General features: G+C 66.6%; 20 protein-coding genes and 2 tRNA genes. 11 read left to right on the top strand and 11 right to left on the bottom strand.

Annotated features, from left to right (window positions below):
• The first annotated feature begins 9 nt into the window (after positions 1 to 9).
• The gene (locus RCO27_RS13600) at positions 10 to 2,025 is read left to right on the top strand and encodes a transglycosylase domain-containing protein (protein WP_309003237.1); all 2,016 of its coding nucleotides are present in this window, start codon (positions 10 to 12) and stop codon (positions 2,023 to 2,025) included.
• On the top strand, positions 2,025 to 3,992 hold the full coding sequence (locus tag RCO27_RS13595; protein WP_309003236.1) for a transglycosylase domain-containing protein: 1,968 nt from the start codon (positions 2,025 to 2,027) through the stop codon (positions 3,990 to 3,992). Before RCO27_RS13600 ends, RCO27_RS13595 begins: the two co-directional genes overlap by 1 nt.
• A 29-nt stretch (positions 3,993 to 4,021) precedes the next feature.
• On the opposite strand, the gene RCO27_RS13590 is transcribed toward RCO27_RS13595, so the two are convergent.
• From RCO27_RS13590 to RCO27_RS13555, 8 genes are all read right to left on the bottom strand, one after another.
• A tRNA-Asn gene (locus RCO27_RS13590) sits at positions 4,022 to 4,096 on the bottom strand.
• Between the two features lie 94 nt (positions 4,097 to 4,190).
• A complete protein-coding gene (locus RCO27_RS13585) occupies positions 4,191 to 4,973 on the bottom strand; it encodes an NAD kinase (RefSeq protein WP_309003235.1) in 783 nt (260 codons plus the stop codon).
• A gap of 225 nt (positions 4,974 to 5,198) precedes the next feature.
• Positions 5,199 to 5,885: a hypothetical protein gene (locus RCO27_RS13580; RefSeq protein ID WP_309003234.1), complete on the bottom strand. Its 687-nt coding sequence runs from the start codon at positions 5,883 to 5,885 to the stop codon at positions 5,199 to 5,201.
• Between the two features lie 270 nt (positions 5,886 to 6,155).
• Positions 6,156 to 7,082: a hypothetical protein gene (locus RCO27_RS13575; RefSeq protein WP_309003233.1), complete on the bottom strand. Its 927-nt coding sequence runs from the start codon at positions 7,080 to 7,082 to the stop codon at positions 6,156 to 6,158.
• A gap of 177 nt (positions 7,083 to 7,259) precedes the next feature.
• Entirely contained in the window at positions 7,260 to 7,520 is a 261-nt protein-coding gene (locus RCO27_RS13570) for a hypothetical protein (protein WP_309003232.1), read from the bottom strand.
• Positions 7,521 to 7,525: 5 nt separating this feature from the next.
• Positions 7,526 to 9,046 (bottom strand): RHS repeat-associated core domain-containing protein, encoded by a 1,521-nt coding sequence (locus RCO27_RS13565; protein WP_309003231.1) that lies wholly within the window; start codon positions 9,044 to 9,046, stop codon positions 7,526 to 7,528.
• A gap of 197 nt (positions 9,047 to 9,243) precedes the next feature.
• A complete protein-coding gene (locus RCO27_RS13560) occupies positions 9,244 to 13,383 on the bottom strand; it encodes an RHS repeat-associated core domain-containing protein (RefSeq protein ID WP_309003230.1) in 4,140 nt (1,379 codons plus the stop codon).
• Positions 13,384 to 13,447: 64 nt separating this feature from the next.
• Complete coding sequence (locus RCO27_RS13555) at positions 13,448 to 13,663, bottom strand: hypothetical protein (RefSeq protein ID WP_309003229.1); 216 nt, start codon at positions 13,661 to 13,663, stop codon at positions 13,448 to 13,450.
• A gap of 185 nt (positions 13,664 to 13,848) precedes the next feature.
• Between RCO27_RS13555 and RCO27_RS13550 the strand changes: the two genes are divergently transcribed.
• Positions 13,849 to 15,867, top strand: a complete 2,019-nt coding sequence (locus tag RCO27_RS13550) for a bifunctional diguanylate cyclase/phosphodiesterase (protein ID WP_309003228.1) — start codon at positions 13,849 to 13,851, stop codon at positions 15,865 to 15,867.
• 25 nt (positions 15,868 to 15,892) lie between these two features.
• Here the strand turns inward: RCO27_RS13550 and RCO27_RS13545 are convergent.
• Positions 15,893 to 15,982: transfer RNA gene (locus RCO27_RS13545), tRNA-Ser, on the bottom strand.
• Between the two features lie 224 nt (positions 15,983 to 16,206).
• Here RCO27_RS13545 and hspQ point away from each other — a divergent pair.
• From hspQ to RCO27_RS13525, 4 genes are all read left to right on the top strand, one after another.
• A complete protein-coding gene (hspQ, locus tag RCO27_RS13540; protein WP_309003227.1) occupies positions 16,207 to 16,584 on the top strand; it encodes a heat shock protein HspQ in 378 nt (125 codons plus the stop codon).
• A 116-nt stretch (positions 16,585 to 16,700) separates the two neighbouring features.
• Positions 16,701 to 17,213 (top strand): 50S ribosomal protein L21, encoded by a 513-nt coding sequence (gene rplU / locus RCO27_RS13535; RefSeq protein WP_309003226.1) that lies wholly within the window; start codon positions 16,701 to 16,703, stop codon positions 17,211 to 17,213.
• Positions 17,214 to 17,250: 37 nt separating this feature from the next.
• Entirely contained in the window at positions 17,251 to 17,520 is a 270-nt protein-coding gene (gene rpmA / locus RCO27_RS13530) for a 50S ribosomal protein L27 (RefSeq protein WP_309003225.1), read from the top strand.
• A gap of 186 nt (positions 17,521 to 17,706) precedes the next feature.
• Positions 17,707 to 18,264 (top strand): GNAT family N-acetyltransferase, encoded by a 558-nt coding sequence (locus RCO27_RS13525; protein ID WP_309003224.1) that lies wholly within the window; start codon positions 17,707 to 17,709, stop codon positions 18,262 to 18,264.
• 40 nt (positions 18,265 to 18,304) lie between these two features.
• Here RCO27_RS13525 and RCO27_RS13520 read toward each other — a convergent pair whose 3' ends face one another.
• Entirely contained in the window at positions 18,305 to 19,156 is an 852-nt protein-coding gene (locus RCO27_RS13520) for a metal-dependent hydrolase (protein ID WP_309003223.1), read from the bottom strand.
• A gap of 43 nt (positions 19,157 to 19,199) precedes the next feature.
• On the opposite strand from RCO27_RS13520, the gene RCO27_RS13515 reads away from it, so the two are divergent.
• Genes RCO27_RS13515 through RCO27_RS13505 form a run of 3 tightly spaced genes read left to right on the top strand, consistent with a single transcriptional unit; the run spans position 19,200 to position 21,794 of the window.
• Positions 19,200 to 19,796: a TetR/AcrR family transcriptional regulator gene (locus RCO27_RS13515; RefSeq protein ID WP_309003222.1), complete on the top strand. Its 597-nt coding sequence runs from the start codon at positions 19,200 to 19,202 to the stop codon at positions 19,794 to 19,796.
• Between the two features lie 40 nt (positions 19,797 to 19,836).
• The gene (gene obgE, locus RCO27_RS13510; protein ID WP_309003221.1) at positions 19,837 to 20,877 is read left to right on the top strand and encodes a GTPase ObgE; all 1,041 of its coding nucleotides are present in this window, start codon (positions 19,837 to 19,839) and stop codon (positions 20,875 to 20,877) included.
• Positions 20,874 to 21,794: an NAD-dependent epimerase/dehydratase family protein gene (locus RCO27_RS13505; protein WP_309003220.1), complete on the top strand. Its 921-nt coding sequence runs from the start codon at positions 20,874 to 20,876 to the stop codon at positions 21,792 to 21,794. Before obgE ends, RCO27_RS13505 begins: the two co-directional genes overlap by 4 nt.
• Here the strand turns inward: RCO27_RS13505 and RCO27_RS13500 are convergent, their stop codons facing one another.
• On the bottom strand, positions 21,795 to 22,316 hold the full coding sequence (locus RCO27_RS13500) for a Pycsar system effector family protein (protein WP_309003219.1): 522 nt from the start codon (positions 22,314 to 22,316) through the stop codon (positions 21,795 to 21,797).
• Positions 22,317 to 22,527: 211 nt separating this feature from the next.
• Between RCO27_RS13500 and RCO27_RS13495 the strand changes: the two genes are divergently transcribed.
• Positions 22,528 to 24,413: calcium-binding protein (locus RCO27_RS13495; RefSeq protein WP_309003218.1), on the top strand; the 1,886-nt coding region annotated here is incomplete at its 3' end.

Below are 24,413 nucleotides of genomic sequence, written 5' to 3'. Positions count from 1 at the left end.
TGGGACACGATGTCCGACGCCGATCGCGCGCGGATCGACCAGACGATGCGCGAGCATGCCCAGATCCGCGCCCATGCGACCGCCCGCTATTACGAGGAAATGGACCGGTCCGGTGCCGGCTGTCCGCCCTGGCAGAACGCGCCGCCCCATGTCCGCGACTATTATCTCAAGGACGCGCTCTACGAGCTGAAGCCCCGCTACGTCGCCATGCCCGACGTCGAGCGCGAGCGGCCGCGGATCGTCGAGGCGACGCTGGAGGGTCACAGCCGCCGCTACGCCCGCGTCGTCCAGCGCATCCGCACGGCGACCAAATATGTCCTCTACTTCGCCTTCGCCGGCCTCACCGTCCTGCTGCTCTGGCTCGCCGTCACCGCGCCCTTGAGCCAGTCGCTCCAGCCGATCGCCGCCCCGAGCCGCGTCGTCCTCGCCGCCGACGGCCAGCCGATCGCCCGCCGCGGCGCCGTCCGCGCCGAGCCGGTCGACGTGCTGGAGCTGCCGCCGCATGTCAGCCAGGCCTTCGTCGCGATCGAGGACCGGCGCTTCTACCGCCACCCCGGCATCGATCTCTACGGCGTCAGCCGCGCCATGTTCCGCAACTGGAGCGCCGGGGGTCTGCGCGAGGGCGGCTCGACGATCAGCCAGCAGCTCGCCAAGACCAGCTTCACCGGTGGTGACCGCACCATAACCCGCAAGGCGCAGGAAGCGCTGATCACGCTCTGGCTGGAGGCGTGGCTTTCCAAGGAGGAGATCCTCAGCCGCTATCTCTCCAACGTCTATTTCGGCAACAACGTCTACGGCCTGCGCGCCGCCGCCCGCTTCTATTTCAGCATCGAGCCGGAGGAGCTGACCCTCTCGCAGGCCGCCTTGCTCGCCGGCCTCGTCAATGCCCCCAACCGCCTCGCGCCCAACCGCAATCTCGACGGCGCCCGCGGCCGCGCCGCGCTGGTGCTCCAGACGATGGACGAATCGGGCTTCATCACCGCGGAGGAACGTGATGAAATCCGACCGGCGCGCCTCCGTCTCGCAAGCCGCTCGACCGTGCCGACCGGCACTTATTTCGCCGACTGGGTGCTCGCCGGCGCGCAGGAGCGCGACCAGGACGATTATGGCGAGCAGCAGATCAAGAGCACGCTCGAGCCCGATCTCCAGCGCGCCGCCATTGCCGCCTTCCGCGACGCCCGGCTCGCCGGCCACCAGGCGGCACTGGTCGCGATGCGCCCGGACGGCCGGGTCGTCGCGATGCTCGGCGGACGGGACTACGCGAGAAGCCCCTTCAACCGCGCCACGCAGGCGCGCCGCCAGCCGGGATCGACCTTCAAGCTCTTCGTCTATCTCGCCGCCCTGCGCGCCGGCATGACTCCCGACACGCTGATCGACGATTCGCCGATCACCACCGGCGCCTACCGTCCGCGCAACTCCGACGGCGTCTATCGCGGCGAGATCCCGCTGCATGACGCCTTCGCCTATTCCAGCAACGTGGCCGCGGTCCGCCTCGCGGAACGGGTCGGCCTGGCCAACGTGATCCGCGCCGCCCGCGATCTCGGCGTCACCGCGCGCATTCCGAGCGACGATCCCAGCATCGCGCTCGGCACCGTCGACGTCAGCCTCACCGAGATGACCGCAGCCTATGCCGCAATCGCCTCCGGCCGCTACCCGGTCGTCGCGCATGGCGACACGGGCGGGGACGAGGGCCGCGGCATCGTCGGCCGCATCGTCGGCAGCATGACCGGAGAGGGCAATGGCCGAAGCGACCCGGCGTTCGATGCGATGCGCGAGATGCTCGCCTATGCCGCCACCAAGGGCACGGGCCGGGCTGCGGCCCTCCCGGTGGTGACGTACGGCAAAACCGGCACTACGCAGGACTATCGCGATGCTTTGTTCATCGGCTTTGCGGGAGACCTGGTGGTGGGTGTCTGGGTCGGCAATGACGACAACACGCCGATGCCGCGCGTGGCCGGCGGCGGCCTGCCGGCGCGCCTGTGGCGCAGCTTCATGATCCGCGCCCTGGAGCTCCAGGAGCGCTGATGGCGGACGCCCCGGCACCCGCCGAAACGGCCGATCTGCCGCCGGTCTCGCGGGCCCGACTGGTGAAGCTGGCGCTCAAGATCGCCGCCGGTCTTTTCCTCGCCATTCTCGCCTGGCTGATCCTGACCGCCCCGCTGTCGCGCTCGCTCCAGCCCGCCAACGCGCCCGGCCTCACCATCCTCGCCGCCGACGGCGAGCCGATCGCCCGCTGGGGCGCGATCATGGGGGAGCCGGTCGACGTCACGACCCTCCCGCCCCATGTCGGCCAGGCCTTCGTCGCGATCGAGGATCAGCGCTTCTTCCGCCATATCGGCATCGATCCCTGGGGCGTCGCCCGCGCGATGGTCCGCAATCTCGCCGCCGGACGCCTGCGCCAGGGCGGCTCGACGATCAGCCAGCAGCTCGCCAAGACCAGCTTCCTGACCCAGGACCGCACGCCTTCACGCAAGGCGCAGGAGGCGCTGATCACGCTCTGGCTGGAAGCGCGGCTTTCGAAGGAGGAGATCCTCAGCCGCTACCTCTCCAACGTCTATTTCGGCGACAATATCTACGGCCTGCGCGCCGCCGCCCGGCACTATTTCAATGTCGATCCGGAAGACCTCACCCTTGCCCAGTCGGCGATGCTCGCCGGCGTCGTGAACAATCCCTCCCGCCTCGCGCCCACCACCAATATCGAGGGCGCCCGCCGCCGCGCCCGGCTGGTGCTGGGCGAGATGGTCGAGGCCGGCTACATCACCCAGGCCCAGATGGACGCCGCCCGTCCGGCGCGCGTCCGCCGCGGCCGCGAGGACAGCGTCCCCCCCGGCACCTATTTCGCCGACTGGGTCGCGCCGCAGGCCGGCGAGCTTTCCGAAGGCAGCTATGGCGAGCGCCAGGTCATCACCACCCTCGACGGCGACCTCCAGCGCCTCGCCGCCCGCACCGTGCGCCGCGCCGGCCTCGGCCGCGCCCAGGCGGCGCTCGTCGCGATGCGCCTCGACGGCCGCGTCGTCGCGATGGTCGGCGGCCGCGATTATTCCCGGAGCGTGTTCAACCGCGCCACCCAGGCCCGCCGCCAGCCCGGCTCGGCGTTCAAGCCCTTCGTCTATCTCGCCGCCTTCCGTGCCGGCCTGACGCCCAACACGCCGGTCAATGACGCGCCGATCCGCCTCGGCGACTGGCAGCCACGCAATTACGGCAACAGCTATCGCGGCGAGATCACGCTGCGCGACGCCGTCGCCTGGTCGAGCAATTCGGTCGCGGTGCAGGTCCAGGAGCGGGTCGGCCGCAATGCGGTGATCCGCGCCGCCCGCGATCTCGGCATCGCCACGCCGCTGCGCCCCGATCCCAGCCTCGCGCTCGGCACCAACGGCGTCACCCTGATCGAGCTCACCGCCGCCTATGCCGCGATCGCGTCGGGCCGCTACCCGATCACCCCGCGCGGCCTGCCCGAGCCCGCGCCGGGCTGGCTCGATCGTCCGCTCGCCGATCGCCTCAGCCGCGACCGCGCCTTCCCGATGCTGCGCGACGTGCTGTACGCCGTCGTCGATCACGGCACCGGCCGCGCCGCCAATCTCGGCGTCCCGACCTTCGGCAAGACCGGCACCACCTCGGACTATCGCGACGCCGTCTTCGTCGGGTTCGCCGGCGATCTCGTCGTCGGCGTCTGGATCGGCAATGACGACAACAGTCCGCTGCCCGGCACCAGCGGCGGCGGCACGCCGGCCAGGATCTGGCGGACCTTCATGTCGGAGGCGCTCGGCATCCGCCCGGTCCGCCGCCCGCCGCCGACCCCGCTCTCGCAGACCGACAGCGTCGACGCCGCGACCAACCAGGCCGACAGCGTCCCGATCATCGTCAATCCGCCGCCCTTCCCGGTCCAGCCGGCGCCCGCGCAACCCGCGCCCGTTCAGCCCGCGCCGACCGGCCAGCCGGCCGCGCCACCGCCCGCGCCGCCGGAGGGCGCGCAGGATCGGTCGCTTCGCTGATGTCGGGATTTCGGCGGCCTGGCGCCGAATGGCTCCCCGGGACGGATTCGAACCATCGACCAACCGGTTAACAGCCGGTTGCTCTACCGCTGAGCTACCGGGGAGCAGCCTTTCGGCGAGCGGCGCCTATAGCAGCGCCTTTTTGGCTTGCGCAAGGGGCGTTGAGCGCCGGCTCCCCGGCGAACGGGACACGCCGCCTCAGACCGCGAACTGCTCCATCGCGATCCGCTCGTCGAGGGCGTGCTCGGGATCGAACAGCAGGGTGAGCGCCTCGTCGCGATCGACGCAGACCTCGACCGTCGCGACGTCGCGCACCTCGAACTGGTCGGCCACGGCCGAGACCGGCCGCTTGACCGGATCGAGCACCCGGAATGCGATTCTGAGATCCTCGGGCACCAGCGCGCCACGCCAGCGCCGCGGCCGGAACGGGCTGATCGGCGTCAGCGCCACCAGCTTGGAGTTCAGCGGCAGGATCGGCCCCTGGGCGGACAGGTTGTAGGCGGTCGATCCGGCCGGCGTCGCGACCAGCACGCCGTCGCAGATCAGCTCGGGCAGCACCACCCGGCCGCCCACCGACACCTCGACCCAGGCGGTCTGGCGGGTCTCGCGCAGCAGCGACACCTCGTTGATCGCATTGTGGCGGAAGACCTCGCCGCTCACCGTCGTCGCGGTCATCTCCAGCGGCGCGATCGAGAAGGCGCGGGCCCGGGCCAGCCGGTCGGCCAGCGCCTCGATCCGCCACTCGTTCATCAGGAAGCCGACGGTGCCGCGGTTCATCCCGAACACCGGACAGACCCGCCCGCGCTCCACCATGTCGTGCAGCGTCTGCAGCATGAAGCCGTCGCCGCCCAGCGCGACGATCAGCTCCGCTTCTCCGGGCGGCACGAAATCGTAGCGCGCGCGCAGCATCCCCTCCGCCGCCAGCGCCGCCTCGGCGTTGGAGGCGACCAGCGCCATCGATCTCACCCCTGTCTCGCCCATCGCGCGCGAAGCTAGGGCGGCGAAGGCGAAGGCGTCAATGGATGTGGCGCGGAGCGGTCGCCATGCGGGGTGCGGGGTGCGGTAGCTGGGGTTGGCGTGGTTGGAGGGTGCGGCCGGCGCACAATGTACGGATGCGAAGGAGCCGGCGACACGCGCCGGCTCCCCCAATTTAGTGCATAATTCAGTGCACTGTCACCCTAATCCCGTCACCGTAATCCCTCGCGGTTAAGGGTGCGCATTGTGGACGATCGCATTGCCCGCATTGTCGCGCAGCGCGACGATGCTGCCGCGCTCGTCGGCATGATAGGTGCCGTGCGTGCCCGCCGGCGTGTCGAACCACAGCAGCGGCTCGTCCACCCCGGGACCATGGACATAGGCCGCCAGCCGCGATCCGGCATCATACTCGGCGATGAGATCGTGCCCGTCATGGAGCAGCCGCCGCACGCCCGACGGACCGCTCACCTCGTAGAGCCGCCCCAGCGGATCATAGACCAGCGTCACCCCGCCCGGCGCCGACACCAGCCGGTTCTCGCCGTCATAGCCATAGCCCGCCGACCCGATCGCGCTCACATTGCCGCGCCCGTCATGGCCGATCCCGGTCGCGCCGGTCGCGACGATCTGGTTCAGGCCGTTCACGACGTCGGTCACGTTCGCATTGGCATGCGCCGTATAGGCATAGGCATCGTTGGAGCGGGTCGTGCCGACGATCTGCGACGCCGGGTTGTAGCCGAACCCCAGCACCAGATCGCCCGCGCTGCCCGGAACGTCCAGCGCCCGGCTCGCCAGCCGCGACACCGGATCGTAGCCGTAGGCCGTCACCGTCCCGTTGTACATCTGCAGCCGCGTGCGACGGCCCAGATCGTCATGGCCGAACGAGGCAGTCGGAGCACAAACGCGAGGAGCCGGCGACACGCGCCGGCTCCCCCTCAACTCAATTTAGTAAACTGGCATCGTAGTTCAAAACTATTTGAACTTTATCCATCCTCTAAATAAAGAGACAATCAAAACGGAGATTACCACTATAGCTACAATCCAATGTAATTCACGAATTATACTTATCAGATAGGAGCGCACGCTATCGGAGTCATCTAGGAGCTTTTTTACTGTAAAGCTAAGTATTACTACAATAGTAGATACAATTATGCTATCTACTATGCTTTTTTTATCAACAATTTTCACAGATCACCTCCCTTGACATCCCGCCTCTAGATAATCCGCCCGCGCATCAAGGGCGCGAGCCCTATTTTCATTGAGAGCCAACTGCTCAGATGCAATTATAGCAAGGGCGGTCCCCGCAATTTCTCCAGCTCCAAACCGGCCGCTCACAGACCCAATGCGAACTGGTATTGATGCCGCTCTTCCCCAAGGCGAGTTCGAGAATGTCCATCCGGCAAGAACCAAAACACTTTGACCAGTACGGGTATTCAGGGGCTTCCATTGGTCCGCATTGCTTTGATAGTAATTTTCATATCCACGCAAGAGTCCGGGGTTGCCCCAGTTCCGATTTCCAGTGAGATAAGGAGGCAGAACACGTGAGTTCGCTTCCGCGTTGTTGCGCAGAATCCGGCACTGCCTGCTTTCCTCATTTTGCGACCGCCTCGCGGTAATGACGATCGGCTCGCATCCCCAACCTCCGCAGTCATCGTTCAGGACGCCGGTATCCTCCTGGAAATACCCTCCCAAAGAGTTCCCTCGCTGGAACAGGTAGGTCCAGTCACCACCTCCCCTTGGTGCGGTGATCGTAATCCCGTCGCAGGGCTGGACGACGCCGGTACCGCCGGTGGTCACCACCTGGTTGAGCCCGTTGACCGTGTCGGTTGTGTTCCGGTTGGCGAACGCGAACGCATAGGCGCCATGGGTGCCGGTACGGCTCGCGATCTGCGAGGCCGGATTGTAGCCGAACGTCAGGGTCAGGTCCGAGCCCGCGCCCGGCAGGTCGTGGCCCAGCGACGCCAGCCGCGACACCGGATCATAAGCATAGCTCGTCACCGTCCCGTTGCCGCGGACCAGGCTCGTGCGCCGGCCCAGATCGTCATGGCCGAACGTGGCCAGCACCCCGATCCCCGAGGCCGCGCCGTTCTCCCGGATCGCGGTCAGGTCGCCCGCCACATTGTGATCGTAGGTGACGTAGAACGCGTCCGGCCGGGTCAGCCGGGTCAGCCGGCCGGCGAGGTGACTGGAGAGGATGTGATTATCGCACAGTGTGCGGATGCAAAGGAGCCGGCGATACGCGCCGGCTCCTTAAATTTAGGAAAATGAAACCATAGCTCTAATTCCCTAATCGTATTAAGGAGATGGCGTCCTCATCATACCATCTAATACACTTCTTCCATCAATGATAACATCACAAGTACATCCAGACCATAAATAAACAGAAATTTGATCATCATTAACCGATATCAATGGTACTCCATCTTGGTCAGAGTGGATATTTATCGTATATGATTGCCTTCCTCTCAGAAGGAATTCTTCTGCCCAAGGTTCAATTATTATATTCTTGTCATTATCAGATGAGTTCATCATCTCTATTGAAAATTCTTTCTCCATATTTTTCACCATATCCTCAGAATCTCACGTATGATCTCAGATCTATGGAAAGCGCTTATATTGTTTCTGTTAACTCTCCAAAACTGGTCACTATAGAATCTTTGCCATGCCACCGTTTCCTCTCGAGTGAATCCTCCTCCCTGTAAACGTTGCAGGGCTGCACGTGCATCGAAAGGGCGATTCAATGCGGCTCTACTTCGGTCCAAACCTTGCTCAAAGCCAACTGCTCTGCCGAATTCTTGAACCCTCCTCCCCTTATATGGAGCAGCAGCTGGGGGAAAAATGCGGTTCAAAACGGTACCAATAACTTGTCGACAGCGCTCTGACAGACTGCCCCAACAGGCTAGCTGGACTTCAGCATCGCCTCCACTGGAAAAGCCAAAGTCCCCGACTCCAAAACCCATTGACGGATATATCAGCCGCGCATCTTCGACGACAGTCTTGGTCGACCCATCGCTAAAGGTGATGTGCTGGCCGCTCGTTTGTTTAATGACCTGTTCGGGGACGGTGGAAGTGTCGCCGCTGTTGCCGCCCGCTTGCTCGTTCCTGTAGTCGCCGCGCCATCCGGCCGAGCTGTAGCCACTATATCCGCCTGCGACGCCGCCCTGTCCATCGGCGTTCTCGCACGCATCGGCAATGCGCGAGCCGGTGCAGGCGGTCATGCCGCTCGGGTCGATCAGGTTCACCGGATCGCCGCTCGCATAATTGTACAGGTGCAGCCCGTCGCGGTAGCCGGCAGGGTCGGTCTGCATGAACCGTGGCCCGCCGACCCCCGGATTGTACATCCTGGCCCGGTAGTAATAGAGGCCGACCTCGGGGACCCAGGGCTGTCCGGTATAGCCGAACCGGCCGGCGAGCGGGCCGCCGCCGCCGCTTTGCGAACGGCCATAGTCGTCATAGCCGTTGACGGCGATCGCATTGCCCGCATTGTCGCGCAGCGCGATGATCGAGCCGCGCTCGTCGGCATGATAGGTGCCGTGCGTGCCCGCCGGCGTGTCGAACCACAGCAGCGGCTCGTCCACCCCGGGCCCATGGACATAGGCCGCCAGCCGCGATCCGGCATCATACTCGGCGATGAGATCGTGCCCGTCATGGAGCAGCCGCCGCGTGCCCGACGGACCGCTCACCTCGTAGAGCCGCCCCAGCGGATCGTAGGCCAGCGTCACCCCGCCCGGCGCCGACACCAGCCGGTTCTCGCCGTCATAGCCATAACCCGCCGACCCGATCGCGCTCACATTGCCGCGCCCGTCATGGCCGATCCCGGTCGCGCCGGTCGTGACGATCTGGTTCAGGCCGTTCACGACGTCGGTCACGTTCGCATTGGCATGACCGGTGAAGCTGTACGCATCGTTCGAGGCCGTGCGGCCGACGATCTGCGAGGCCGGGTTGTAGCCGAACGTCAGCGCCAGATCGCCCGCGCTGCCTGGAAAATCGCTGGTCAGGCTCGCCAGCCGCGACACCGGATCGTAGATCGCATAGTCGCCGGGGCCGGCATAGAGCCGGTTCTCCCACGTATAGCTTTGCAAAGGAGCCGGCGACAGGCGCCGGCTCCCCCAGCTCATTCTAAGACAACTTCTTCCAAACTATGACCGAAACGCCGATGGCAAGAAGCACGGCGATCCAACCAATCCATAAGTCGATCAAATGCAGGCTGGCTGCAGCAGCCAATATTATTCCACATATAGCTACAGCTATAGGTCTATTATTGTTATTCATCGTCATATTACTGTCCTGGACATCTTGGGCTGGAGTTATCCCCTTGAGCCGTGCGATTCATTGTATCGATTATCCGACTACTGGCTGCATCAGCCCCAGCGCTTCCGGTTCCCACAACTTGCCCTAGAATCGCTGCTGTAGCGTCGTAAGCATATCCGCCATAATTCCCTGTTTCGACGGCTATAATTGTCGATCCAAGAATGTCTAGTAACCCTCCAACCCCAAGGGATATGCCTGCCAAGCCGGCCAGCGGCGGGGCAGCAGGCTGCCCACCTGGCGTCAGAGCTGCGACACCCGCGGCAAGGCCTGCAGCCTGACCTAATGTATTGGCATTTTCAGCCGACCTCTTCAGTGCCGCACCGAAATCCACAACACCCTGAAGACACCTAAAGCCATCGCGCGGCGACTGTCCGCCGCCCACATCCTGGCCGGTGTCCTGCAAGAGGCCGAGGTCTTCCTGATAATATCCTCCCAAGGAAGAGGCGCGCTGGAACCATTCGGTCCAGTTGCCACCGATGGTTGAGATGCCTCCAGTTACAGTGATCCCCTCGCAAGGCTCAATAGGGCATAATCCGCTTGGGTCGGTGCGGTTGATGGGATCGGTGGGGTAGATGTAGTTGTTGGGCCCTGCCGCCCATCCCAGCGGATCGGTCTGCATGAACCTCGGCCCGCCGACCCCCGGATTGTACATCCGGGCCCGGTAGTAATAGAGCCCGATCTCGGGGACCCAGGGCTGGCCGGTATAGCCGAACCGGCCGGCGAGCGGGCCCCCGCCCTGCGCACGGCCATAGTCGTCGTACGCGTTGGCGGCGATCGCATTGCCCGCATTGTCGCGCAGCGCGACGATGCTGCCGCGCTCGTCGGCATGATAGGTGCCGTGCGTGCCCGCCGGCGTGTCGAACCACAGCAGCGGCTCGTCCACCCCGGGACCATGGACATAGGCCGCCAGCCGCGATCCGGCATCATACTCGGCGATGAGATCGTGCCCGTCATGGAGCAGCCGCCGCGTGCCCGACGGACCGCTCACCTCGTAGAGCCGCCCCAGCGGATCATAGACCAGCGTCACCCCGCCCGGCGCCGACACCAGCCGGTTCTCGCCGTCATAGCCATAACCCGCCGACCCGATCGCGCTCACATTGCCGCGCCCGTCATGGCCGATCCCGGTCGCGCCGGTCGTGACGATCTGGTTCAGGCCGTTCACGACGTCGGTCACGTTCGCATTGGCATGCGCCGTATAGGCATAGGCATCGTTGGAGCGGGTCGTGCCGACGATCTGCGACGCCGGGTTGTAGCCGAACCCCAGCACCAGATCGCCCGCGCTGCCCGGAACGTCCAGCGCCCGGCTCGCCAGCCGCGACACCGGATCGTAGCCGTAGGCCGTCACCGTCCCGTTGTACATCTGCAGCCGCGTGCGCCGGCCGAGATCGTCATGGCTTAGATTGGCAAACGGGAGGCCGGCGCCGTTGAGAAGCGTCGCCACCTCGCCGGTCACCAGATGCGTATAGCCCAGCGCATAGCCGTCCGGCCCGGTCAGCTGCGTGCGCCGGCCGGCAAGATCGTACTGGTGGCTCACCGTCCCCAGCGGGCCGGTCTGCGTCAGGTTGCGTCCCAGCGCGTCGTAGCCGAACGACAGGCCCATCGACGGATCGGCCGGGGTCGCGGCCGCGGTCATCCGGCCCAGCAGGTCGTAGCCGTAGGTCACCGTCGGCGCGCTTCCCGGCGGATCCTTCGAGATCAGCCGGTCGAGACCGTCATAGCCGAACGCGATGCTCGTGCCGTCCCTGAGCCGCCGCGAGGTGACGTTGCCGGCCGGATCGTAGCCGAGCTCCTCATAGTCGGTGGTCGAGCTCGTCCCCGGCACGCTCGGCGAAGGCATGCGCGTCCGGCTCGGCCGGTCGTGCGCGTCCCAGACATAGGTGGTGCGGTTGCCGTTGCCGTCCGTCACCGTCTCGACCTGCCCGTTCGGCCCGTAGCCGGTCGCCACCTCGTCGGCCTGGTCGGCGGTGCCGTAGCCGGTCTGGGCCAAAGTCACCTGCCCCGCCTCATCATAGGTCGTGCGGGTGATCCGGTCCGGGCCAAAGCCCCCCGGCGCGCCCGGAACGCACGCCGCCGGCAGCGGCGGGGCGAACGCCGCCGGGTCCATCCGCACCGCCACGCAGTCGGGCCGGCCCAGCGCGTCATAGCCCGTCTGGGTCAGCGCATAGATCGTGCCGCCCGCCACCAGGCGGCGCACCGTAGGGCGGTGATAGGGATCATAATCCTGCTCGACCCGTTCCAGGCTTGTGAACGCCGCCCAGTCGCCGTCGGACTGGCTGGCGACCGTGCCGCGCTCCACTGCGGTCACCCGGCCCGCGCCGTCATAGGTGGTGCGCACCGCGCGGTGTTTGAGCGCGCCGCCGCCGTCGGGATCGGGCCCGATCGCGCCGACCACCTCGCGCGCCGCATTGTAGCGCAGGCGGCTGGTGTCGGCGCTGCCGGCGAGCGGCCCGTCGACGCTGGTGAGGTTGCCGTGGGCGTCATAGGTCATCGTATTGGTCGCAGTCAGCGATCCGTCGCCGGCGCCCGACGACGTGCTGGTGACGTTGCCGTTCGCGTCGTAGCCGAAGCTCGCGCGCACCTCGTCCGCGGTGCCGGTGCAGCTCGCCAGCGTCTGGCAGGCCGAGACCTGGGTCAGCAGATGCGCGCCGTTGGTCGGCGTGTAGGCATAGCGCGTCTGCGGCCGCACCGCCCCGCCCGCCGGCGCCGGCAGGGTGACGCTGGTGACGCCGCCATGGGTGGCATCATAGGCATAGTCGGTGACGTTGCCGCGCGCGTCCGTCGTCGAGGTCGGCCGGTTGCAGGTCACCACGTTGGTGCAGGTCGCCGGGAAGGTCGCGCTCGTCGTGATCGGCGCCAGCGCGCCCAGCTTCGCGCTTCGCAAGGTGGCCGTGACATTGCCGCGGCCGTCATAGGTGTAGGTGGTCGCATTGAGCTCCGGGAGGGTGACGGTGCTGAGCCGTCCCTGCGTGTCGTAGCTGAACGAGGTCGTCCGCTCGAGCCCGTCGGTGATCGCGGTCGGCCGGCCGACATTGAGGTTCGACACCGCGGTCAGCGTCTGGCTGAGCGCGTTGGTGCGGGTGATCGTGCCGGTCGATCCGCTGACCGAGCGGCTGTAGCTGGTGGTGACGCCATCGATGGTGATCTGGCTGACCACCAGCGAGGTCGGGGCGGCATAGCCGATCGTGATATCGTCCGACGCCGAGCCGGGCCGGCGGATGCCGGTCAGGCGCTGCTGCGTGTCGCGGCTGAACCGCCAGGTCCGCCCGCCGTCGGTGGTGACCTCGGTCACAGAGGCGGAAGGATAGGCGTAGGTCACCGTGCGCGTCGGCGCGCCCGGGAGGGCGGTGTTGGAGAATGTCGCGCTGGCGCGGGTGTGCCAGGCGAGCGGCGGCAGGCCGGACGTGGGATCGGCTTCCTGCTGGAAGCCGAAGCTCACATGATAGCCGAAGCTGCTGGAGAGGCCGCGCTGGCGCCAGTACTGGACGCAGGAATAGATCGGCTCGCCATTGGGGTCGTAGTCGCTGATCCAGCAGGTCTCGCGCACGTCCCAGTCGTAATAGGTGGCGTGGCCGTTGGGGCGGACGGTCTGCGTCGCGATCAGCCGGCAGCTCGTCTCGGCGCCGGGGCCGCAGAAGCCCTGGTTGGAGGCGTTGCTGAGCCCCGGCGGGGGCGCGTAGTAAGTCACCGTGCCGTCGGCATCGGTATAGGTATATTCGCTCGCCGAGACCTTGGTCAGCACCGCGCCGTTGCCCTGCGCGGAGGCGAAGCTGGTCGCCGTCGAGGCGCCGGTGAAGGTTTCGGTGCGGTTGCCGAAGGTCAGCGAGAGGGTGGCGGTGCCGCTCCACACGCTGCGCTGGAACTGGACCGAGAGGTTGTCGCGCTCGCCGCCGAACCCGAAGCTGCGGGTCAGCGCGATCGCGCCTTCCCCGGCGCCGATCGAGCCTTCGACGAGGGCGAAGTTGAAGCTCCCGTCGGTGAGGTCGACGCCGTTCTCGTCGGGCTGCTGGTAGATCGAGGGCAGGCCTTGCGCCTGCGCCGGCGCGGTCAGCGCCGTGCTGGTCATCAGCGCGCAGGCAAGGGCGCCCGCGCGAAGCAGGTTGGGTGTCATGTCGTGTCTCCTGTTCAGGCGGCGTCGCCGCGCCGCCCGTTTGATCTGTTCGTTCCGTCGAAGCCTACGGGGCGCCGGTCGTCGTCCGGTTCGTCCGGTTGTCGGCCTTGTCGTAGGTATAGGTCGTGTTGACGTTGTGATTGACCGAGCCGGTATGCTCGACCTTCACCAGCCGGCCGCGCGCATCGTAGCGGTAGGTGATCGTCTCGGCGGCATAGGCGGCCGCCCCGGCCAGCGCGGCCGCCATGGCGGCGGCCAGCCATCTGCTTCGTGCTGTCATCTTGCTCCTCCTGCGATACGACTCGACGCGAGTCGCGATGAGGAACAAATAGAGAACACCAGAAATCCTATTTGGCAAATCCTATTTGCGAGGACGCCTGGATTCGGGGTGACGGATGTACCAGCACGGGATTGGTTCGGCGGCGGGCGATTGGCGGAGTCCGCAACCTTGTCTAGACCGTCGCCATGGGCGCACCGTTGTTCATCCTTTCCTTTCGCCACCGCGACGAGCTCAACCGGCTTGCCGAGGATGCGGGATGGCAGCCGATCGCCGCCCGGCGGGCGGACAATGCGGAGGCCCGTTTCGTGGCATCCGGCGCCGCGGTGGCGGTGGTCGATGCCCGCGGCGCGCTCGGCGAGGGCGTCGAGGCGATGCGGGCGATCGGCGACGCCGCCGAGGCGAACGCCGCCGCCCTGCTCGTGCTGTTGTCGCGCGGCGACGCCGAGGCGCTGGAGCAGATGTACCAGTTTGGTGCGACCCACTTCCTGGTCAGCCCGTTCACCGACGCCGCGCTGATCCAGGCGCTGCAATTCGCCCGGCGGCATGCCGAGCGCGTCGGCCCGTCGTCGGAGGCGGCGCGTCGGAACGACAGCGAAACCGCCTCCTGGCGCTGGCGGCCGGGCTCGCGCAGCGTCGAGCTTAGCGCCGCGCTCGCCCGCAAGGCAGGCCTCGGCGAGGATGGCGGGCGGCGGATCAGCCTGATGGAGCTGTTCCGCAAGCTCGATCCCGAGGGCCGTCGCGCCGCCCGATCGGCGGTGAGCCGGGTGCTCACGACCGGTGAGGCGACCGCGTTTGCCCATCGCGATTCCGACGGCGCGGACACGCGCATCGCCCATCACGTCCGGGTGCTGCCCGAAGGCGAGATCGCAGGCCGTGCCGAAACGATCGCGCCGGGTGGCAGTTCGGGCAGCCGCGACGCACTGACCGGTCTCGCCGACAGCCGCAGTGCGCGCGCCTGGCTCGCGCGCCGCCTCGATGATGAGGATAGCGGCGGACCGGTGGTGGCGCTGCTGCTCTCGGTCAGCCGCTACGACGCGATCAACGCGGCATTCGGTCGCGACACGGGAGATGCCGTGCTCCAGGCCGTCGGGCGTCGCATCCAGCGCGTGCTCGATCATGACGGCCGGCGCCGGGTGGTGGCACGGATGGCGGGGGCAGAGTTCGCCGTGCTGCTCTCCGCCCCCGCCTCGCTCGGCGACGGCCGCTTCCTCGCCGGCGAGCTGGTCGAGGCGATCGGGCGGCCCTTCGTGTCGGGCGGTCACGTCATCACGCTCGCGAGCCGGGCGGGCGTCGCCGTTTCGCAGTCCGGTGACGATGCGGCAGCGCTGCTGCGGCGCGCGAGCGCGGCACTCGCCGAAGCCAAGGGCGCGGACAGCGCGCCGGTGCGCGTCCTCGAGGAGGGCGCGGAAAGCGCGACGGCGCGCGAGGACCGGTTGGAAGTGGACCTCAGGCGCGCCCTCGACCGCGACGAGATTGAAATCCTCTTCCAGCCGCAGGTGGCGGTGACCAGCGGGGAGATCGTCGGCGCGGAGGCGCTCGCCCGCTGGAATCATCCGCTCTACGGCGAGCTTGGCGCCGGAACGCTCCTCAGGGTCGCCGAGCGCTCGGACTATCTCGCCCAGCTGTCCGATCATGTGCAGCGCAAGGCGATCCGGATGGCCGCAGCCTGGCCGGTGGCGCTGACGAATCTCAGGCTTGCGGTCAACATCACTGCGGCCGACATATTGCGCCCCGGCTTCGCCGCGCAGTTCCTGGCGTCGGTGGCAGAAAGCGGCTTCGATCCGCGCCGGCTCACCGTCGAGGTGACGGAGAGCGGCCTGATCGAGGATCTGCCCGGCGCCGCCGAACTGCTGGCCGAGCTGCGCCGCGGCGGCCTCAGGGTCGCGATCGACGATTTCGGCACGGGCTATTCGAATCTCGCCTATCTGAAGGCGCTGCCGCTCGACTATCTCAAGATCGACAAGCGCCTCAGCCAGGATATCGCCGGCTCGATGCGCGACCGGATCGTGGTGCGCAGCGTCATCGACATGGCGCGCTCACTGGGCCTCGACGTCGTGGCCGAAGGCGTGGAAACCGAGACCCAACTGAGCCTCCTCGCCGAGGAAGGCTGCACCCTCTATCAGGGCTTCCTGTGCGCACCACCGATCGGAGTGGGGGAGCTCGCGAGGCTGACCGGGCACGGGGGTGTCGGAGGCACGACCTGAACCGCGGAGGACGATCGCCCGTGAATGGCGGAGAGGGAGGGATTCGAACCCTCGGTACGGTTACCCGCACAACGGTTTTCGAGACCGCCCCGATCGACCACTCCGGCACCTCTCCGCATGTGAGGAAACCGCCCCCGTGGGGCGCTCGCCCGGTCGAATGAGCCGCGCGCTCTAGCTTACCCGGGCCGGCTTGCCAAGCCTGTCCTGAGCGACGTCGAAGGGTCTGTCCTGAGCGACGTCGAAGGGCATGTCCCGGGCATTTGTCGGAGGGGTCGCGAACGACGTCGAAACGCCGCCTCGCTTGCCGCCGGACACGCCAGGCCCTACATAGTGAGTCTGATGTCGCGTACCGACCACATTCCCTTGAGCGATGGCGCGCCGCCGGCGCCGCCGATCGCCCATGCTGCCTTCTCGATCGGCGATGTCGTCCGCCACCGATTGTTCGACTTCCGCGGCGTCGTCTTCGATATCGATCCGGTCTTCGCCAACAGCGAGGAATGGTATCAGGCCATTCCCGAGGACATCCGCCCGCCCAAGGACCAGCCCTTCTATCATCTGCTCGCCGAGAATACGGAATCGAGCTACATCGCCTATGTGAGCCAGCAGAACCTGTTGGCCGATGAGGGCGGCGAGCCGATCGACCATCCGGCGATCGCCGACCTGTTCGACGGCTTCAAGGCCGGCCGCTACAACCTGCGCCCGGAACGGCGGCATTAATCCCCACCGGCGCGCCGCGCTCGGTTGACAGGCGCCCGCACCCTCTGTAGCAGCCCACCTTCCGCGCGGAGACGTGTCTCGGCGCGCCAAGCAATTTGAACTTATTGGATAGGCCCATGTTCGCTATCGTGCGCACGGGCGGCAAGCAGTATCGCGTCGCCGCCGGAGACAAGATCGTCGTCGAGAAGCTCGCTGGTGAGGCGGGCGACACCGTGACCCTGGACGATGTCCTGCTGGCCGGCGACGGCGGTGAGCTGAAGTCGACCGACGGCCTCACCGTCTCGGCCGAGATCGTCGCCCAGGCGAAGGGCGAGAAGGTCATCGTCTTCAAGAAGCGCCGCCGGCACAATTACCGCCGCAAGAAGGGCCATCGTCAGCAGCACACGATCCTGAAGATCGTCGCGATCGGCGGCAAGAAGGCGGAAGCCAAGAAGGCTGCTCCGGCGAAGGACGAGGGCCCGAAGGCGGAGGCGCCGGCCAAGGGCGGCGCGGACACGGCGGTGGAAGCCAAGGCGGAGCCGCCGAAGAAGGCGGCCGCGACCAAGGCGAAGGCTGAGGACAAGACGACCGATGCTGCGCCTGCGAAGAAGGCTTCGACAAAGAAGCCCGCGGCTGCTAAGGGCGAATGAACGGATTTGGTAACGAGATTTGGGCTAGAGAAGACTCATGGCACATAAGAAAGCAGGCGGCTCGTCGCGTAACGGCCGCGATTCGCAGTCCAAGCGCCTCGGCGTGAAGAAGTTCGGCGGCGAGACGGTCGTCGGCGGCAACATCATCGTGCGCCAGCGCGGCACCAAATATTATCCGGGCACGAACGTGGGCATCGGCAAGGACCACACCCTCTTCGCGCTCACCGCCGGCCGCGTGGCGTTCCGCGACGGCAAGCTCGGCCGCAAGTACGTGTGTGTGGACATGATTGCGCAAGCGGCGGAATAAAACGGACAGTCGATGACGGGCTGTCCACCGAGGGACGGCCCAGGGGCTTCTTGAGACGAGATGCCCGAAAATCGAGGGAGAGGGCCGCCCCCTCTCCCTTTTTTCTTGTCTCCCTCGTGACGATGTCGCCGGTCCGTAACCCGCTCTGGGCAAGGGGACGGCGGCAGGGGAAGAGAGGAGACGAACATGTTCGCGAGGACCCCGAGACTTCTGCTGCGGCCCGCCTGGGGAGAGGACGCTTCGGCGCTCTTCAAGGCCATCGCCGACGAGAAGATCGTGTGCAATCTCGCGCAGGCGCCCTGGCCCTACCGGCCGGCCGACGCCGAGGCGTTCATCGCCCGCGAGCGCACGGCCGGTGAGCCTGCCAGCCTCGTCTTCCTGCGCACCCATGGCGCGCCGCGCCTGATCGGCGGCGTCGGATTCGGCGCCACTCCGGAAGGCGAGACCGAGTTCGGCTACTGGATCGCCCGGCCCTATTGGGGCCTGGGCTTCGCGACCGAGGCGGCCCGTGCGGCGCTCGACAACGCCCGCCACACGCTGCGGGTGAGGCGGCTGGTCGCCGCCCATTTCCTCGACAATCCGGCGTCGGGCCGGGTGCTGTGCAAGCTCGGCTTCCGGCCGACCGGCATCGTCCGGCCACGCTACAGCGCCGGGCGCGGCGCCGAGACGCCGAGCCGCGAATATGCGCTCGATCTCGCGGATACGATGGTGGCCGATCAACCGCGCGAGATGATGGCGGCCTAGTCCGGTTTCCTCCCCGGCAGATGCCGGGGAGGAAGCAGGTTCAGGCGTAGGCTTCGGGAGCGGATGCCGCCGGGGCGGCCTCTTCGCGGACGATCAGCGCGCGGTCGTCATGGTTCCAGGGATGGAAGCCCGGCAGGAAGAAGGCAAGCCAGGCTCCGAAGATCTTGCGCAGCATGCCCGGCCGCACCCAGGCGAACCAGAACATCCGCGCCCAGGCCTTGGGTCCGGTGATGCCGTCCTGCCGCAGCAGCTCGAGCGCGCCCCGGGTGCGATCGACGATGAAGTTGCGGCTGACGAACAGCATCACCTTGGCCTTCACCTTCCAGCGCGTCTTGCGCGGCCAGTGCGCCGTCGCATGCAGCCAGGTATCGTAGGCGACGCCCTTGTGCTCGATCTCCTCGATCGCGTGCCAGCGCCACATTGCGGCGCTCTCGGCATCCGCCGTCCCGAGATGGCGCGGATCCTTGAGCAGTTCGTGGGCGAGGATCGCGGTGAAATGCTCCAGGCACATCGTCGCCGCGAGGCTGACGATCGGCGGCTTTGCGCGGGTGACGGCGAGGCGATAGTCGACCTGGGCCTCGAGCGCGGTCAGGTCATAGCCGGCGTCGAGCGCGCGCTTGTTGAACTGCACATGCTCGCGGCTGTGCATAACCTCTTGCGTCGTGAAGGCCTTGATCTCCTCGGCGAGCTTGGGCGGCGCGCCTTCGCGGAACAGCCGCACGCTCTCGACGAAGAAGCCCTCGCCCTTGGGGAAGGTCGCCGACAGCGCGTTGTAGAAGGCGGTGGCGACCGGATCGCCGCCCATCCACCAGCGCGCCTGGGTCGTGCCCCGACCGAACCGGCGGTCGCGCGGGGTGATCGTCAAGTCTGCGGGTGTACCGGGCCGACTCATACCTGTATCTCCTTCGATAAGGAGATGCCTCATACTTACACAGATGTCAATAAAGCGCGAGCGACTCAATCCTGAGGAGAGTCGCGCCGCCGCACTCGAAGCCGCCCGCCGCCTCCTGATCGAACATGGCCCGCAGGCCGTCACCCTCAAGGCGGTGGCGGCCGAGGTCGGCAAGACCCACGCCAACCTGCTCCACCATTTCGGCTCGGCGGCAGGCCTTCAGTCGGCGCTTGCCGCGCTGATCAGCAAGCGTGTCAGCGCCGGCATCGCCGAGGCGGTGGTCAAGAGCCGGCAGGGCGAGGTCGATCCGATCGAGATCGTCGACCGCACGTTCGACGCGTTCGGCAGGGAGGGTGCGGGCGCGCTCGCCGCCTGGATGATCCTGTCCGGCAACCGCGATGCGCTCAATCCGGTGCTCGATGCGATCCACGGCCTGGTCGACCAGCTGGGCGAGGGCCATGAGGACAGGCCGGTCCACGAGATGACGCTGTGGCTGGTCCTCGCCGCGCTCGGCGACTCGCTGCTCGGCGACGAGATGGCGACCGCGCTCGGCCTTCCCCGCGGCAAGGCCCGCGAACTGGCCCGCGGCCAGCTCATCGCGACCCAGAAACGGTTCGAGGAGGGCAAGGCGGCGGGCTGACGCCCTTCCCACGCCGCCCGTCGCACACTAAGTCGCGCCGATGCATTTCCTCGACCAGGCCAAGATCTACGTCCGCTCCGGCACCGGCGGCCCCGGCGCGGTCAGCTTCCGGCGCGAGAAGTTCATCGAATATGGCGGGCCGGACGGGGGCGACGGCGGCAAGGGCGGTGACATCGTGTTCGAGGCGGTCGAGGGCCTCAACACCCTGATCGACTTTCGCTACACCCAGCATTTCAAGGCGCCGCGCGGCACCGGCGGCGCCGGCTCGAACCGGACCGGCGCGGGCGGCCGGGACCTCGTCATCAAGGTGCCGATCGGCACCCAGATTCTCGACGACGATCGCGAGCATGTCCTCGCCGATCTCACCGAAGCGGGCCAGCGCATCGTCCTCCTGAAGGGCGGCGACGGCGGCCGCGGCAATGCCAGCTACAAGAGCTCCACCAATCGCGCGCCGCGCCAGCACGGCACCGGCTGGCCGGGCGAGGAGCTGTGGGTCTGGCTGCGCCTGAAGCTGATCGCCGACGCGGGCCTCGTCGGCCTGCCCAATGCCGGCAAGTCGACCTTCCTCAATGCCGTCTCCAACGCCAAGGCGAAGGTCGGCGACTATCCCTTCACCACACTCCACCCCAAGCTTGGCGTGGTGCGGCACAAGGGAGTCGATTTCGTGCTCGCCGACATTCCCGGCCTGATCGAGGGCGCGGCCGAAGGCGCCGGCATCGGCGACCGCTTCCTGGGTCACGTCGAGCGCACCCGGGTATTGCTGCACCTCGTCGATGCCAACAATGAGGATGTCGCCACCGCCTGGCGCACCGTCCGCGACGAGCTCGAAGCCTATGGCGCCGGACTGGACGAGAAGCCGGAGGTGATCGCGCTCTCGAAGGGCGACACGATCGATGACGAGCTGGCCGGGGCGCTGGCCGCCGAACTCGCGGAGGAATCCGGCGCCCAGGTGTTCACCGTTTCCGGCGCGACCGGCGATGGCGTCGAGGAGGTGCTCGACGCCCTTCTCGCCCATATCGGCCAGCTCGACCGCGCGGCCGCCAATGCCGACGAGGAGGAAGGCGGCTGGTCGCCGCTATGAGCGCGACGCGTACTCTCGCGATCACCGGCGCCACCGGCTTCGTCGGCGGGCATCTTCTGAAGGCCGCGCGGTCCGCCGGTCACGACGTGCGCGCCCTCACCCGCGGTCCGCGGCCGGCGCAGACGGGCGTGACCTGGATCGAAGGCACGCTCGATCAGCCCGAAACCCTCGCGGCCCTGTGCGAAGGCGCCGACGTCGTCGTCCACATCGCCGGCCTGATCAACGGTCCCAGTCGTGCCGCGTTCGACGCGGTCAACGCCGGCGGCACCGCGCACATGGTCGACGCTGCCCGGATCGCGGGTGTGCGGCGCTTCATCCACATCTCCTCGCTTGCCGCGCGCGAGCCCGAACTCAGCGACTATGGCTGGTCCAAGGCGAAGTCCGAGCAGATCGTTGCTGCCTCCGGGCTCGACTGGACGATCGTGCGCCCGCCCGCCGTCTACGGCCCCGGCGACCGCGAGACGTTCGAGCTGTTCCGCATGGCCCGGCGCGGCTTCGTCGCGCTGCCGCCTGCAGGCCATTTCTCGATCATCCATGTCGAGGACCTCTGCCGCCTGATCCTCGCCCTGCTCGACGCGCCGGAGACGGTCGGCGAAACCTACGAACCCGACGACGGCCGGGAAGAGGGCTGGGAGCACCGCCATTTCGCCCGCACGCTCGGCCGGCTTCTCGGAAAACGGCCCGCGACTCTCGCCGTGCCGAAGATGGTGATGGCCGGCGCCGCGCAGGTCGACCGCCTCGTCCGCCGCGACCGCGCCAAGCTCACCCCCGACCGCGTCCGTTACTTCTGCCACCCCGACTGGGTCGTCACCGCCGAGGCCCGGCCGCCCGCCACGCTCTGGGCGCCGGAAATCCGCACCCCCACCGGCCTCAAGGCGACCGCGGACTGGTACCGCCAGCAGGGCTGGCTCAAATGATCAGGTGAGATAGATCACCACATAGCTGACGAAACTCGCCACCAGCCCGAGCAGCAGCATCCGGTAGGCATAGCTCAGCATCCGGTACTTCTTGTTCTGCAGCACCGATCCGGCCTGGTGGATGTCGCGCGCCATCGTCCGGTAGATGCTGTCGTCGCTCGCCAGACGCGCCGTGATCGCCTCGATGAACTCGTCCTCGTCCATCCGGCTGAACACGCCGAAGAACAAGAGGTTCGGCTCGCCCGCGGGCTTGCGCTTCCGGGTCATCGGCAGGACGGCGAGGATCGCGAAGATCGCCGACAGGAAGGCCGCGGCGCCGAGGATGAGCAACGGCACCGGCGCCGCCCCGCCGCGCGCCTGGCTGACCGTGATGGTGAAGATGACGAAGGTCGCGCCCATCAGGATGCTCGCCTTCGTATCGGCCATCGCCGAGAGCTGCAGCTGCGCGAGCTGCGCGGTGCGCATCATGTGCACGGCATTTACAGGATAAGTGGGCGTCTCCGCCCGATTGTCGTCGGCCACTCTCTCATCCCTGTTTCAAATCCCCGAATTGTCATGCAACGGCGCGCAGAGCTTGCCAAGCGTTGGCAGGACTGTCCCGACGCGCAAGGGAGCAGCGGGAGTGCAAGCTATCGCTGGGATGTTGCGGCACTATCCCCTTTGATTCCGCGCAATAGTCTATTAGCCTATCGAAAATCGGGGCAGCGCCGTGCGCTTGCGGGGAGAAGAATAGATGCCGGTCATCACTGGAACGGGTGGCAGTGACACCTTGAATGGCACCGCAGAGGCGGACCTCATCCGCGGACTTGGCGGCAGTGACTTTCTCACCGGCGGGGCAGGGAATGACGAGCTCCAGGGGGGCGATGGAAATGACTCCCTGCAAGGAGGCGAAGGGGATGATTTGTTTTTCGGCGGTGCCGGAGACGACTTCTTGGCCGAGTTTTCGGGTGGCGCGAATGACCGGATGTATGGCGAAGCAGGAAATGACGAGATTAGATTTTCTGCAGGCCCGTCATCGTCGCCGTTAAATGTGCTTTTGGATGGCGGTTCGGGCGACGACTTAATCGATCATTCTTGCTTCACCGTCGCCCTTTCCACCTCGGTACTGATCGGCGGAGACGGATTTGATCGTATCAGATCCTCCGGAGGAGGAGATGTTGTCATCGATGCGGGTCAAGGCAGCGACCTGGTCACAGTCAACCTGATCGGTGACGGATTCGGCCCGCCGCATTCGGGGCCGACCGATTTTGTCGTGACCCTTGGACAGGGCATCGATCTGCTCGTCGTGGATAGTTTTGCCAACTACTCGCCTCCAGCCGGCACGGTGACCATTACCGATTTCGCCGCAGGCGGTAATGGTGACGCCATCAGCCTTGCGAAATTCCTCGCGTTCAAGACGAATGGGTGGGCCTATGATGCCAACCCGTTTCTGACAGGCCATCTTCGTCTCATCCAGCGCGGTGCTGACGCGGTGCTTCAACTTGACAGCGACGGCGCGGGATCGGGCAATGCCTTTGCCGATCTGGTTATTTTCCAGAGTATCGACGCACTCTCGCTCACAGCGCAGAATTTGGGGGGCTATGCCGTCGACGGCGCCCCGGCGGCGGTTGAGATCAACGGAACTGCGGAGCAAGATTTACGCAGCGCGACGGGGGGTGACGACATAATCCGTGGCTTTGGTGGCAACGACGTGCTGCTCGGCGGTGCTGGTGCGGACCTGATTGACGGGGGGGACGGGGACGACGAGATCAGCGGGGAGCTGGGCAGCGATCTGATCTACGGCGGCAATGGCGACGACAAGATCAGCGATTTCCTCGACGGAGACGACCGGATTTACGGTGGCGAAGGCCGAGACTCGGTCTTCATTGACCGCCAGTGGCTGCTGGCTCCCGGCTCGAATGTGCTGATCGATGGCGGCGAGGGCAACGACACCCTCTTCTTCTTCGGACGGTCGGGGAGCTTCAGACCCGAAACCGACAACGCCACGATCCTGGGTGGTGATGGCGATGATCACATCTCCGTCTCTGGCGGTGGCTCTGTGACGATCGACGCCGGGGAAGGCTCAGACATTGTCAGCTTCGGCGCAGCCTCCGTTAACACATCAATCACGCTCGGCATGGGTGCGGATCGCGTGCACCTTCCGGGTACGCCTGGCCTGCAGGTCGGCACCATCGTCATCACCGATTTCCAGTCGGGAAGCGGCGGGGACGAGCTTTATCTGCTGTCTTTCCTCGGGAGTCTGGTCGGCGGTCCGTGGAACCCCGCGGTGAACCCGTTCGAGGCAAATTACCTGCGCCTGGCGCAGAGCGGCGCAGATACCCTGCTGCTGTTCGACGCGAGCGGAGAAGGTGAGTTCTATTCGCTGCTGCTCCGCCTGTCCGGCGTCACCGCCAGCACTTTGACGCAGGTCAATCTCGGCTTCGCTCCTGGCGTGATTTCGATTGCCGGAACGGCTGGAGCGGATTTTCTCGTTGGCACCGCGCTGCATGACTCGCTGCTGGGCTTTGCCGGCGACGACGTTTTGAACGGGGGTGACGGCAGCGACCAATTGGCTGGCGGGCTTGGCAACGACCTGCTTTACGTGGACGGCGGCGACCTGGTGTTCGAGGGGGCTGGCGA

The organism is Sphingosinicella sp. LHD-64, assembly GCF_031157375.1.
Lineage (GTDB): Bacteria > Pseudomonadota > Alphaproteobacteria > Sphingomonadales > Sphingomonadaceae > Allosphingosinicella.
The sequence above is the reverse complement of the archived record's forward strand: the minus strand, read 5'-3'. Positions and strand labels throughout refer to the sequence as shown.